Source organism: Coprococcus sp. RTP21281st1_F1_RTP21281_210402, assembly GCF_040915325.1.
GTDB classification, from domain to species: Bacteria; Bacillota; Clostridia; order Lachnospirales; family Lachnospiraceae; genus Coprococcus; species Coprococcus aceti.
The window spans coordinates 252,801-266,460 of record NZ_JBCPDQ010000003.1 but is presented as its reverse complement, the minus strand read 5'-3'; the positions used below and the strand labels follow the sequence as shown (position 1 = coordinate 266,460).

The 13,660-nt window shown below is 46.9% G+C and carries 11 protein-coding genes and 1 tRNA gene; 11 read left to right on the top strand and 1 reads right to left on the bottom strand.

Annotated features, from left to right (window positions below; genetic code table 11):
- The 6 genes from AB5150_RS05460 to AB5150_RS05435 all read left to right on the top strand — a co-directional run.
- Positions 1-686: phosphatidate cytidylyltransferase (locus AB5150_RS05460; RefSeq protein WP_368291457.1), on the top strand; the 686-nt coding region annotated here is incomplete at its 5' end.
- 92 nt (positions 687-778) lie between these two features.
- Positions 779-1,921 carry a 1-deoxy-D-xylulose-5-phosphate reductoisomerase gene (gene dxr / locus AB5150_RS05455; RefSeq protein ID WP_368291456.1) on the top strand — a complete coding sequence of 381 codons (1,143 nt, stop codon included), beginning with the start codon at positions 779-781 and terminating at the stop codon, positions 1,919-1,921.
- A gap of 1 nt (position 1,922) precedes the next feature.
- Positions 1,923-3,020: an RIP metalloprotease gene (locus AB5150_RS05450; RefSeq protein WP_055144682.1), complete on the top strand. Its 1,098-nt coding sequence runs from the start codon at positions 1,923-1,925 to the stop codon at positions 3,018-3,020.
- A 58-nt stretch (positions 3,021-3,078) separates the two neighbouring features.
- On the top strand, positions 3,079-4,128 hold the full coding sequence (ispG, locus tag AB5150_RS05445) for a flavodoxin-dependent (E)-4-hydroxy-3-methylbut-2-enyl-diphosphate synthase (protein ID WP_015534833.1): 1,050 nt from the start codon (positions 3,079-3,081) through the stop codon (positions 4,126-4,128).
- A gap of 47 nt (positions 4,129-4,175) precedes the next feature.
- Positions 4,176-8,987 carry a PolC-type DNA polymerase III gene (locus AB5150_RS05440; protein ID WP_368291491.1) on the top strand — a complete coding sequence of 1,604 codons (4,812 nt, stop codon included), beginning with the start codon at positions 4,176-4,178 and terminating at the stop codon, positions 8,985-8,987.
- 130 nt (positions 8,988-9,117) lie between these two features.
- A tRNA-Glu gene (locus tag AB5150_RS05435) sits at positions 9,118-9,189 on the top strand.
- 66 nt (positions 9,190-9,255) lie between these two features.
- Here AB5150_RS05435 and AB5150_RS05430 read toward each other — a convergent pair.
- A complete protein-coding gene (locus tag AB5150_RS05430; RefSeq protein WP_055280011.1) occupies positions 9,256-10,488 on the bottom strand; it encodes a peptidoglycan-binding protein in 1,233 nt (410 codons plus the stop codon).
- A gap of 99 nt (positions 10,489-10,587) precedes the next feature.
- Here AB5150_RS05430 and AB5150_RS05425 point away from each other — a divergent pair, with 99 nt between their 5' ends.
- From AB5150_RS05425 to AB5150_RS05405, 5 genes are read left to right on the top strand one after another with little or no spacing between them, the layout of a single operon-like run.
- The gene (locus AB5150_RS05425; RefSeq protein WP_055280010.1) at positions 10,588-11,226 is read left to right on the top strand and encodes a bifunctional precorrin-2 dehydrogenase/sirohydrochlorin ferrochelatase; all 639 of its coding nucleotides are present in this window, start codon (positions 10,588-10,590) and stop codon (positions 11,224-11,226) included.
- A 4-nt stretch (positions 11,227-11,230) separates the two neighbouring features.
- A complete protein-coding gene (gene rimP / locus AB5150_RS05420; protein ID WP_368291453.1) occupies positions 11,231-11,833 on the top strand; it encodes a ribosome maturation factor RimP in 603 nt (200 codons plus the stop codon).
- Positions 11,834-11,845: 12 nt separating this feature from the next.
- A complete protein-coding gene (gene nusA, locus AB5150_RS05415) occupies positions 11,846-13,027 on the top strand; it encodes a transcription termination factor NusA (protein WP_055144675.1) in 1,182 nt (393 codons plus the stop codon).
- A gap of 49 nt (positions 13,028-13,076) precedes the next feature.
- On the top strand, positions 13,077-13,346 hold the full coding sequence (locus AB5150_RS05410) for an RNase P modulator RnpM (protein ID WP_055144672.1): 270 nt from the start codon (positions 13,077-13,079) through the stop codon (positions 13,344-13,346).
- Positions 13,330-13,659, top strand: a complete 330-nt coding sequence (locus AB5150_RS05405; protein ID WP_082418050.1) for a ribosomal L7Ae/L30e/S12e/Gadd45 family protein — start codon at positions 13,330-13,332, stop codon at positions 13,657-13,659. Before AB5150_RS05410 ends, AB5150_RS05405 begins: the two co-directional genes overlap by 17 nt.
- Position 13,660 lies beyond the last annotated feature (1 nt).

The window sequence follows — 13,660 nt, the reverse complement described above, 5'->3', positions numbered from 1 at the left end:
ATATGGAGCTGCTCAGAGTATACGGAGTGAACAAGAAGACTCCGGGAATCGTGTGTTACCTGGCGACAGTTCTGTATTATATAGCCATATACCTGGATCGTATGGACATTATTGTTCCTATGATGGTCATATATTTATTGGTTATGCTTGCTGTGTATGTGCTGACATTCCCAACATACAGTGATAAACAGATCATGGCGGCATTTATGGATTTCTTCTATGTAAGTGTCATGCTGTCATTTGTATATCTCATAAGAAACATGGAGCATGGACTGGTACTTGTCCTGCTGATATTTGTCAGCTCATGGATAAATGATACATGTGCTTACTTCGTGGGAAGAGCCCTCGGAAAGCACAAGATGGCACCTGTGCTCAGCCCTAAGAAGAGCATAGAGGGTCTTATCGGCGGTATCGTTGGAGCAGGTGTATTCGGAGCAGTGTTTGGCATACTGTTTGATAAGTATGTAGACACCATGAACTATGCGCCATTACTTTTTGCAGTTGTCGGCGCTGTCGGTGCACTTCCGGCGGTTATTGGAGATCTGGCAGCATCTGCGATAAAGAGAAATAACGACATCAAGGACTACGGAAAGCTGATTCCGGGTCACGGAGGAATATTGGACAGATTTGACAGCATAATATTTACAGCACCGATAATTTATTATCTGCTTGTATATCTGCTGTAGGATACATGATGGGCAGTGCCCAGTGGGTTCACTGGATACTGCCTATTATATTCGGATAGATGATCCGGTAAATCCGGATACAGGAGGATAACATGAAGAATGTAGCGATAATTGGCTCTACAGGTTCAATTGGAACACAGACCCTTGAGATAGTTAGGGTTCAGGAAGATCTGAATATAGTGGCGCTTGCCGCCGGAAGTAATATAGAGCTCCTGGAAAAACAGGCGAGGGAGTTTTCGCCTGAGGTTGTGGGAATATGGAGCGAAGAGAATGCTGCGAGACTCAGAGAGTGCCTTGCGGACACTGACATAAGAGTTGTTGCGGGCATGGACGGATTGATAGAGATAGCAGAGCTTTCGTCATCAGACATCCTTGTCACGGCAATAGTTGGCATGATCGGAATAAGACCGACTATAGCAGCCATAAATGCGGGAAAGGACATAGCACTTGCCAATAAAGAGACTCTGGTGACAGCGGGACATATCATCATGCCGCTGGCGGCGGAGAAGAATGTAGCGATACTGCCTGTTGACAGCGAACATTCCGCTATATTCCAGTCCCTTCAGGGAAATGTGCACGGCGATGTGGAGAAGATACTGCTCACAGCGTCAGGTGGGCCTTTCAGGGGAAAGGATACCGCATTTCTTGAGAATGTTCAGGTGGAGGATGCGCTCAAGCATCCAAACTGGAGTATGGGAAGAAAGATAACAATAGATTCAGCAACCATGGTCAACAAGGGACTTGAGGTTATAGAGGCAAAGTGGCTCTTTGATGTGAAGCCGGAGAATATCCAGGTGGTAGTCCAGCCACAGAGCATAATCCACTCGATGGTTGAGTACAGGGATGGCGCAGTCATAGCACAGCTTGGAACTCCGGACATGAAGCTTCCGATACAGTACGCTTTGTGTTATCCGGAGAGAAGATACATGGCCGGTGACAGACTGAACTTCTGGACTATGAACTCGATTCTTCTTGAGAAGCCGGACATGGATACATTTAAGGGATTAAAGTATGCGTATTCTGCCATAGCAGATGGCGGTTCAATGCCGACTGTATTCAATGCGGCAAATGAGTGCGCAGTGTCAAAATTCCTTGACAGGAAGATACGCTTCCTCGATATATACAGGATAATAGAGGAGTGTATGGCGAGTCATACAGTTATAGAAAACCCTGACGTGTCACAGATACTTGACACTGAGCGCAGGGTATATGATTTTGTAGAAAGCAGGTGGTAGATTGAACATAATTCTCATAATTCTAGTATTTGGTGTGATAATATTTTTTCATGAGCTTGGACATTTTATTGTCGCAAAGATCAATCATATATCGGTAATTGAGTTTTCCATGGGACTTGGCCCAAAGCTCTTCTCGTTTACCAAGAAGGATACACAGTATTCACTGAGACTCATACCTCTGGGCGGTTATTGTATGCTGCTAAGCGAAGGCGAGGAAGGTCATGAGGATGACGAGAACGCATTTGAGAAGAAGTCCATATGGGTGCGTATGGCGGAGGTTCTTGCCGGTCCGTTCATGAACATAGTTATAGCATTTATCTTTTCAGCGGTCATAATCCACTTCTGTGGTACAGATCCTGCGACTATCGGCAGGGTGTACGACAGCGAGATGGCGAAGGAAAGCGAGTATGCGGATGTTGTCAAGGAGTTCAATGGAGTTTATCCTGCGGAGCAGGCCGGGATAGAGGATGGAGATACCGTCCTTGAGATCGGCGGAAGCAAGATCAAGAACTTCAGGGAGCTTCAGATATATCTTGAGATATACGGGGACGGTTCTCCTATAGACCTCAAGATGCAGAAGAAGGATGGCACGGTGTACGATACGACTGTATATCCGGTGGAGACAAGTGCAGGTTATAAGGTGGGAATCGTAAGCTGCGGTTATGTCTTGCCACAGAATTTTGGCGAGCTGATGAAGTATTCTGCCTATGAGGTCAGATACTGGGTCAAGGCCACGTTCCTGAGCCTTAAGCTCATAGTCACCAGACAGGTCAGCTCAGATGAGGTGTCCGGCCCTGTGGGTGTGGCAAAGTCCATGAACGATACGTTCAATGAGGCTGCAAAGGTCGATGTCCTTACGGTTCTCCTCAACTGGATGAACTATATAGTGCTTCTCTCGGCCAACCTTGGAATCATGAATATGCTTCCGATACCGGGACTTGACGGAGGACGTTTCCTGTTCCTGCTGATCGAGCTTATAACCAGGCGGAAGGTTCCGAAGGACAAGGAAAACATAGTCACATTTGTGGGATTTGTGCTGGTCATGATCCTCATGGTCGTAATATTGTTCAATGATATAAAGAATGTATTTTTCAGTTAAAGACAATTAAAGAAGGAGGAAAGGCGCCAGTGCTTATGTACTGGCGCTGTGAGTATATATGAAGACAAGAGAGATCCACATAGGTGACAGGGTTATAGGCGGAGGCAATCCGATACTTATACAGTCCATGACCAACACAAAGACGAGCGATGTGGAGGCTACGGTTGCACAGATACTCCAGCTTGAGAAGGCCGGATGTGACATAATCAGATGTACGATAAACGATGAGGCTGCAGCAGATGCAATCCCGGCTATAAAGAAACAGATCCACATTCCGCTTGTGGGCGACATACATTTTGACTACAGGCTTGCCATAAAGGCCATAGAAAATGGTGTGGACAAGATCAGGATAAATCCGGGAAATATCGGAGGACAGGAGAAGCTGGCAAAGGTAGTCGAGGCTGCCAGAAAGAGAAATATTCCTATAAGGGTCGGTGTAAACAGTGGTTCTCTGGAGAAGAATCTCGTGGAGAAGTACGGCGGAGTGACCGCAGAGGGAATAGTTGAGAGCGCTCTTGACAAGGTGCGCATGATCGAGGAGCTTGACTATCACAACATAGTCATAAGCATCAAGTCGTCTGATGTTATGATGTGCGTGAGAGCCCATGAGCTCATCGCGGACAAGACAGATTACCCTCTGCATGTGGGAATCACGGAGTCAGGAACCGTCACAAGAGGAAATATCAAATCATCGGTGGGACTTGGAATCATACTCCATGAGGGAATAGGCGATACGATAAGAGTGTCCCTGACAGGAGATCCGGTGGATGAGATCCTGTCGGCAAAGCTTATTCTCAAGGCTCTTGGACTCAGAAAGGGCGGAGTAGAGCTTGTGTCATGTCCGACCTGTGGACGTACTGAGATTGACCTTATCGGACTTGCAAACAAGGTTGAAAAGCTTGTGTCAGACTATGACAATCTCAATATTAAAGTCGCAGTTATGGGGTGTGTGGTGAACGGCCCGGGAGAGGCCAAGGAGGCAGACCTTGGTATTGCAGGAGGCAAGGGCTGCGGACTGCTCATCAAAAAGGGTGAGATAGTAGGCAAACTCAGTGAGGATGAATTTATACCGGCGCTGAAGCGCGAGTTAGATAATTGGAGTGAATAGGATTGAACAACGAAGATCGTATTTGGGAACAAGAGAATATAGATCAGATGTATGCCGATGAGATGCAGACTCAGATGGATTATGAAGCCCAAATGGCTGAACAGGAGATGTATGAGAGCCAGATGTATGCTGATATGCAGCAGGAGAGCGCATCGTACACCCAGGCGGATGTTCACGACTCGGACTGGCATATCGCAGATGATATGGAGGAAGATGCCGAGGACGAAGACGTGGTCAGTGATGGCTCTGCAACGGCGGTTTCAGATGCCGGAAATGAGCAGGCGGAGCTCTTCATGACGGTGTTCCCCGGAGTGGAGATGACTAAGGAGCTTGCAGGTCTGTTCACCGAGGTGTATGTGACAAAAGTCACGATATATGACAGTAAAAATATCCTGCAGGTTGACATAAGATCGAGACATATAATAAGCAGACCGAATATAGAAAAGGCGGAGGAGTGTATCCGTAAGTTTGTATTTGGCAATAAAAGGTATACGGTCCAGATACGGGAACACTATACACTTTCTACACAGTACAATCTCGAAGCAATAGTCAAAGCATATCAGGACAGCATACTCTACGATATAAGATCATTCAGCAATGTGGGCTACAGGCTTATATCCAGATCGATAGGAGAACTGTACTGTGACGGAGACGCGATAACCATAGCTATAGAGGACAGTAAGATAGCGCATATACACGCTGAGAAAATAAAGGCGTATATGGAGGAGATGTTCCAGGAGAGATTTGACCTGAATGTCAATGTTGCATTTGAGTACAGTGAGGCGGACAAGGAGAAGCTGAGGAGAGCCAGTGCACTTGTTGAGCAGCAGAAGATAGATGCCATATTGAACAACCTCAGGGATCATGGCGACATCATCGTGGATGGAAAGGCCGTGGACAAGGATAAGCTCGGAGTGTCGAAGAAGGAAGATAAGAAGAGCGAGGGACACAAGTCTGATGAGAAGAAGGCTGCTCCTGCATCCTCCGGCGGCGATTCAGGCCAGAAAAATGGCGGTGAAAAGGAGAAGTTCGGAAGAAGGCGAAGATATTCAGATGATCCAGAGGTGTTCATAGGAAGAGATGTGGAGGGCAAGCTGCTTGAGATATCCAGCATCAACGATGGTATCGGAGAGGTCGTCATCCACGGACAGATCATGAGCACTGAGGAGAGAGAGCTCCGAAATGGCAAGATCATACTGACGGGATATATAACAGATTTCACAGACACCATAGGCTTCAAGATGTTCTGCAGTCCTGAGGATATGGAGGTCTACCGCGAGGAGATACAGAAGGGTAAGTTCTATAGGATGAAGGGCCTTGCCGAGTTCGACTCGTATGCCAAGGAGGTTATGATATGCCGAGTGCTCGGTATGAAGCACATTCAGGACTTCCGTGTACCTCGTATGGATACATATCCTGAGAAGCGTGTCGAGCTTCACATGCATACCAAGATGAGCGAGATGGACAGCGTGGTCGATATAGAGACCATCGTGAAGCGTGCCAGCGACTGGGGACACCCTGCCATAGCGATCACGGATCACGGTGTTGTTCAGGCTTTCCCTATAGCAAACCATACAAAGGGACTCAGAAAAGATTTCAAGATCATATATGGTGTCGAGGGTTACTTTGTCGATGACCTGAAGGATCTGGTTAAGAACTCAAGGAATCAGAGCCTTGATTCGGAATACGTGGTATTTGATATAGAGACAACGGGACTTTCCAAGAAGCACAACAAGATCATAGAGATCGGTGCGGTCAAGGTGAAGGACGGAGAGGTCGTAGATACATTCTCGGAGTTTATAAATCCGGGTGTGCCTATCCCATACCAGATAGAACAGCTCACATCCATAAATGATGATATGGTAAAGGATGCGCCGATGTTCGATGTGATCGTTCCGAGATTTGTGGAGTTCTGCGGTGACGATATCGTGGTTGCCCACAATGCGTCATTTGATACGGGATTTGTGAGAATGAATGCGGAGGAGCTTGGACTTAAGTTCGACAACACGGTTCTGGATACCATGACGCTCAGCCATATACTGCTGCCGGAGCTTGGAAAATTCACTCTGGACAGAGTGTGTAAGGAACTCAAAGTCGTGAATGCGCATCACCACAGAGCCATAGACGATGCGGAGGCCACGGCGAAAGTATTCTTCAAGCTGCTCGACATGCTGAAGGAGAGAGATGTTAAGACCATGGATGATCTAAATGTCCTTGGAAGCACCTCACCTGATGCGATCAAGAAGGATAAGACATATCACGGAATCATCCTGGCAAAGAACGAGATAGGAAGAGTCAATCTGTACAGGCTCATATCTGAGTCTCATCTGACATATTTTGCGCGAAGGCCGCGTATGCCGATGAGTCTCATCAACAAATACAGAGAGGGTCTGATAATAGGCTCTGCCTGTGAGGCGGGAGAGCTGTTCCGTGCCATAGTTGATGATGCGTCGGATGAGGAGATAGTGAGACTGGTCAACTGGTTTGACTACCTTGAGATACAGCCGCTTGGCAACAATGAATTCATGACGAGGGATACAAGGAATCCAAAGACCATGGACGATCTGATCGGATACAACAAGAGGATCGTGGAGCTCGGAGAGATGTTCAACAAGCCAGTGGTCGCAACCTGTGATGTGCATTTCCTTGATCCTGAGGATTATATATACAGGGCGATCATCATGAAGAGCAAGGGCTTTGACGATGCTGATATGCAGCCACCGCTGTATTTCCGTACCACGGAGGAGATGCTGGCAGAGTTCCAGTATCTTGGAAGTGACAAGGCCAAGGAGGTCGTCATCACAAACACGAATATGATAGCGGACATGATAGAGAGGATAGAGCCGGTCAGACCGGACAAGGCGCCTCCTATCATCGAGAATTCGGATCAGACACTTACGGATATATGTTATACCAAGGCACATGAGATATATGGCCCAGACCTGCCACCTCAGGTTCAGGAGAGACTTGACAGGGAGCTGCACTCCATCATTTCAAATGGATTTGCGGTTATGTACATCATCGCACAGAAGCTTGTGTGGGATTCCAATGACCACGGATATCTGGTTGGTTCCCGAGGTTCGGTTGGATCTTCATTTGTTGCAACAATGGCCGGTATCACGGAGGTAAATCCGCTGTCGGCTCACTATATCTGTCCGAAATGCCACTTTGTGGATTTTGATTCAGAGCTTGTAAAGTCGTATTCGGGAATGAGCGGATGTGATATGCCGGACAGAGACTGTCCGAATTGTGGAACACCGCTTATAAAGGAAGGGCACGATATACCATTCGAGACATTCCTTGGATTCAACGGAGACAAGGAGCCTGATATCGATCTGAACTTCTCAGGTGAGTATCAGTCGAAGGCACATGCATACACCGAGGTACTCTTCGGCAAGGGCAAGGCATTCAAGGCGGGAACCGTAGGTGGTGTTGCGGAAAAGACAGCATTTGGATATGTGTATAATTACTTCAAGGATCACTCCAAGGAGGATCTCATGGCGGAGGCCAAGGCGTCCGGAATGGATGAGAAGGCCGCGAAGAAGTACGCTGAGGAGAATGCAACGGTCACAAAGAGAAGATGCGAGATGGAGCGTCTGGCCCTGGGATGTACCGGTGTCAGGAGAACCACGGGGCAGCATCCGGGTGGTATGATAGTTCTTCCGAGACATGAGGAGATATATTCATTTACACCTATACAGCACCCGGCAAATGATGTGACGTCGGATATTATCACATCGCACTTTGAGTACCATTCAATCGATCATAACCTGCTGAAGCTTGATATTCTTGGCCATGATGATCCGACTATGATAAGGCGTCTGGAGGATCTGACGGGACTTGATGCCACGAAGATAAGACTTGACGACAAGGATGTCATGGAATTGTTTCACAGCACAAAGTCGCTGGGGATCACACCGGAGGATATCAATGGGATACCTCTTGGAAGCCTGGGGGTGCCGGAGTTCGGAACAGACTTTGCTATGCAGATGCTTATAGATGCCAAGCCGACATGTTTCTCAGATCTTGTGCGAATAGCGGGTCTGGCGCATGGAACCGATGTATGGCTGGGCAACGCGCAGGAGCTCATCAAGTCAGGCAAGTGTACCATATCGACAGCCATTTGTTGTCGTGACGATATTATGGTTTATCTGATACACATGGGACTTGATGCCGGACTTGCCTTCAATATCATGGAGAAAGTCCGTAAAGGAATAGTTGCCAAGGGCAAATGTGACAAATGGGATGACTGGAAGGCGGAGATGGCTGCCCACGGAGTACCGGACTGGTACGTATGGTCATGTCAGAAGATCAAGTACATGTTCCCGAAGGCCCATGCGGCGGCCTATGTCATGATGGCGTGGAGAATTGCCTGGTTCAAGGTCAATTATCCGCTTGAATACTATACAGCATTCTTCAGTATCAGAGCTGATGACTTCAGCTATGAGATGATGTGCTTTGGCAAGGAGAGAGTTCTCTTCCATATCAATGAGATAAGCAAGGTGGACAAGAACAAGAGATCAGCCAAGGACGAGGGCAAGCTCAAGGATCTGAAGATAGTTCTCGAGATGTACGCAAGAGGCTACGACTTTGTTCCAATAGATATATACAAGGCAAAGGCTGACAGGTTCCAGATAATAGACGGCAAGATCATGCCATCCTTCGCATCCATAGAAGGAATGGGAGAGAAGGCTGCACAGCAGCTCTACGATGCCGCCCAGAAGGGGCCGTTCCTCTCCAAGGAGGAGATCAATGAGCGTGCAAAGATCGGCAAGGGAACCATCGAGAAGATGAGTGAGCTGGGCATCCTGGACGGAATGCCGGAGACAAATCAGCTTTCGCTGTTTGACTTTATGTAGGCTGGCGGAACAAATTAAGTCAATAATCTGAAAAAAGTTTGCAATTTTATAAAAAAAGTGCTTGCATTCTGCTTTCGTTTCTGTTATATTAAACAGGTCGCAAGCGAAGCGGCAGGATACAAGCACTTATGGTTCGTTGGTCAAGCGGCTAAGACGTCGCCCTCTCACGGCGAAAACAGGGGTTCGATTCCCCTACGAACTGCTAAAAGCTGAAATCATTAAGATTTCAGCTTTTTTGTGTTTTCATGCCATAGTGTGTGAAGCGGTGCTACACATTCTCCGCAATCTTCGTAACTCCCACATATATCTGTGAAATTTTATACCACGTTTTATAGTCGGTGACTCCGGTAACCGGAAGATTGAATATCTGCTGGAACTTTCTCACAGCATCAGCGGTGTTCTGACCATATACGCCGTCGACGGTTACGGTACCGATGGCAGGATAGTTGAGTGCGATCCTGGCGAGCTGTCTCTGGAGCTGGGAGACCTTGTCACCGCTTGAGCCGATGGTCAGCTCGTAGCCCGGATAAGAAGAAGGTATACCGGATATAGTCTCCGAGGTGTTGATGTATATTGTATCCCCATAATAGTATCTGAGAATCTGGATGGCGGTAAGACCGTCGTCTGCCAGGGATTTTGATCCCCACTGTGTCATCCAGCCCGGACAGGATACACGTCTGCCGTCGCAGTATTGGGTGAACAGTGGCTGTGTAACGTTGGGCTTTGAGAGATAGTTGGCGAACATCTCATCGACGATCTGGGAGACATTTTCAAATATGGTTGCATTGTAGACCCACTTCTGGTCGAACGCAGTATTGCTCGTGATAGTAAAGTCGTATCCTTTTCCCCTATACCACTCGGTATAGACTCTATTAAGGGTAAATGACTGTATCGCCAGTACATTTGCACGGATGGCTGCATCAGGCCAGGTGGAATATATCTCGTTGCAGGCAACATTCTTTATGTAATCCTTATATGGAACATAGTAGTCCCTGGCGGTGGAGTCCGCCGGGGCGCCGTCATGGACAACTATGGTCTCAGGTACAACGACGCGGCTCAACACTATGCCGCCTGATGGATTCACCGGTTTTATCATGTCCTCGGCGATCTTGGGTGGATACTGCTCCCAGAGGGTGTGGGCGTCGAGAACGGTAGGGTTCGTATCGCTTCCATCGGATGGCGTCAGCTCTATGTTCTGGATCCCGTTCTCACCGGAGAATATCTGAACCCCGGAGATGAAGCGCTCGTTGTATCCGGGAGCGTTCACAAGCACGTTGTATTCCGAGTATGGCTGGTTGTCGCCAGGCTCCAGACTGTAGGCGACATCGGGGGCGGGAAGCTCTTCGTCGATGACGATACCATTTTCATCGGTGACAAATTCCTCTGAGGTGGAATCGGGCATTCCCGTAGGGCTTATGTATACGGAAGCACCCTCGACGGGAAAGAAATTGTTGTTCGTTATCTGAATTTTTAGTGAACCAACGTTATTTGTAATTGCCATTTCTTAATTCCTCATTTATAATTTGCTGTGAAAGTTTTTTAAGCAGCTTTCACAGTAAGTATATGACTAGATTTATAGAATATTCGGAGGAGATAAGATATGGCATACTTTCCAATGTACATCGATCTTGAGGGCAAGAAAGTAATAGTTGTAGGTGGAGGTAAGGCAGCACTTAGAAAGATCAATTCGCTGCTGTATTTCGGAGCGAAGATAGCGGTCATTGCGCCGAAGGTGTGCGATGATATAAAAGCGATAAAGGGAATAAATGTACATGAGAGCAACGTGGCACTTGACATACTGCAGAATGCAGACATTGTTGTGGCGGCAACCAGGCGCCCGGAGATCAATGCCAAGATAGGTACATATTGTAATGACAGGGGCATCATGGTAAATGTGGCTGATAACAAGGAGCTCAGCAGCTTCCTGTTTCCAGGCGTTATCGTCCGCGGAGATCTTGTGGTGGGAGTCACAACAGGCGGCAACAGCCAGGCGGTATCCAAGCAGATCAGGAATATGATAGACAGGATGCTTCCAGAGGAGTACGAGACGCTCACAAGAAAGATGGGAGCGTACACAGAGCTTGCAAATGTCAACATCAAGAGCACGGCACTTAGGGAGGAAGCACTGGATGAACTCGTCAAGGTTGCACTGTCCAACAAATGCGTTCTTGACGACAAGAAGGCGAACAAGGTGCTTGACAAATATTACCGTGAGGACGCAGCCAGAAGAAACGCATAAATATTTGTTAATATTTGTACTTGAATTATTTGATAATTATGATACAATAAGTGAGATTGTTATAGATTACAGCATGAGAGTGGGCCTTGGCCCACTCTCAATTGTTGTGGGGATAATATTTTACAGAAAGGTGGTCGTATTTACGAAGAGAGCGGATATTGAAGCAAAGACGGAGGCACTTGTGATGCCGATCATTGAGGAGAACAATCTGGAGCTTGTTGATGTGGAGTACGTCAAGGAAGGCAGTGATTATTACCTCAGAGTGTATGCGGACAAGGAAGGTGGCATCACGATCGGTGATTGCGAGATAGTGAACAGAGCACTTGGAGACCTGCTTGACCAGGATGATTATATAGGAGATGCCTATATACTGGAGGTCAGCTCACCGGGGCTTACGAGACCACTGAAGAAAGAGAAGGATTTCAAGAGAAGCATAGGTAAGGTCGTGGAGATCAAGACATTTGCCAAGGTGAATGGTGCAAAGGAATTCGAGGGTGTGCTCAAGGCATATGATGAGAATACAGTCACCATTGAGCTTGAGGATGAGACAGAGATAACGATAACGAGAAAAGATATTTCCATGATACGATTAGCATTTATATATTAGGAGGATAAAAAGGTGTCAGAGATCATTGAAGCATTGAATCAGCTTGAGAAGGAGAGAAACATTAGCAAGGATGTTCTGCTTGAGGCTATAGAGAGATCACTCAAGACAGCCTGCAAGAAGGATTTCAATACAGACGAGAACATTACAGTTTCACTGGACAGAGAGACTGGTGAGTGCCATGTATATGCAGCCAAAGAGGTTGTTGAGGAAGTTGAGAATCCTGCATGCCAGATAACACTGGAGCAGGCCAAGATGATAAGCAGCAAGTACGAGATAGGTGATACAGTAAATATAGAGATCACAACTAAGAACTTTGGAAGAATAGCAGCCCAGCGTGCGAGAAATGTCATCGTTCAGGCTATCAATGAGAATGAGAGAGCAGCTATATACGATCACTTCCATATGAAGGAGAAGGATATCGTAACAGGAATCGTTCAGAGACAGGTTGGAGACAGCGTGAATGTGAGCCTTGATGACAAGACAGAGGCACTCTTAAAGCCGTCAGAGATGATCGAGGGAGAGAGCTACGAGAGAGGCGACAGAATAAAGCTTTATATCACAGAGGTCAAGAAGACAAACAGAGGACCAAGGATCACTGTATCAAGAACTCATCCAGAGCTCGTCAAGAGACTTTTTGAGAAGGAAGTAACAGAGATCGCAGACGGAACAGTTGAGATCAAGAGCTTCTGCAGAGAGGCAGGATCAAGATCTAAGATCGCAGTATGGTCAAACGATGAGAACGTCGATGCAGTTGGAGCATGCGTAGGAATCAATGGTGACAGAGTAAATGCTGTCGTTGCAGATCTGAACGGTGAAAAGATCGACATCATTCCTTGGAGTGAGAACCCTGCTGAGTTTATTTACAATGCGCTCAGTCCTTCAGATGTTGAGGACGTATCAGTTGATCTTGATGAGAAGACAGCATTTGTCGTAGTACCTGATACACAGCTTTCACTTGCAATCGGTAAGAAGGGTCAGAATGCCCGCCTTGCAGCCAAGCTGACAGGATACAAGATCGATATTAAGAGCCATTCAAAGGCCGAGGAGATGGGTTACTTTGATGAGCAGCCAGAGGATGAGAACTTTGATCCTTATAACGAAGATGAATATTATGATGAAGTAAGCGAAGATAAAGATGCCGATGCTGCTTCATTTGACATAGATGAAACAGTAGACACAAACGACGAAGAGTAATCATTTGCATTGATGTAGTGGCACATGATAGAGAATAGGGAGTGATGAGATGGCAAAGAAGGTACCTCTGAGGCAATGCCTTGGATGCCGTGAGATGATGCCGAAGAGTGAGCTGATAAGGATAGTCCGAAGCAATGACGGGCAGTTCGCAGTTGATGCAACCGGCAAGCTCAACGGAAGAGGCGCTTATATATGCAAGAAATCCGAGTGCCTTAAGAAGGCGGTTGGAAGCAAAGCACTTGAGAAGGCTTTCAAGGTCAGCATACCTGCTGAGGTGTATGAACAATTAGACAAGGAGCTGCGTGACATTGAAGAATAACAAGATCTACTCGTTAATTTCTCTGTGTGCCAGAGCCAGAAGGCTGTGCAGTGGCAATTTCTCAGTAGAGAAAGCAGTTAAGAATCAGAGCGCGTACGTGGTCATTGTGGCGAAGGACGCTTCTGACAATACGAAGAAACTTTTCGACCAGAAATGTAATTATTATGGGATTCCTTATTATGAGTACGGGACAAAGGATGAGCTTGGCAAGTACAGTGGCAATGAGATGAGAACATCCATTGCGATACTTGACGAGGGATTCGGGAATCAGATCATAAAGTACATGAATGTAAATGAAAACATGGAGGTGTAAC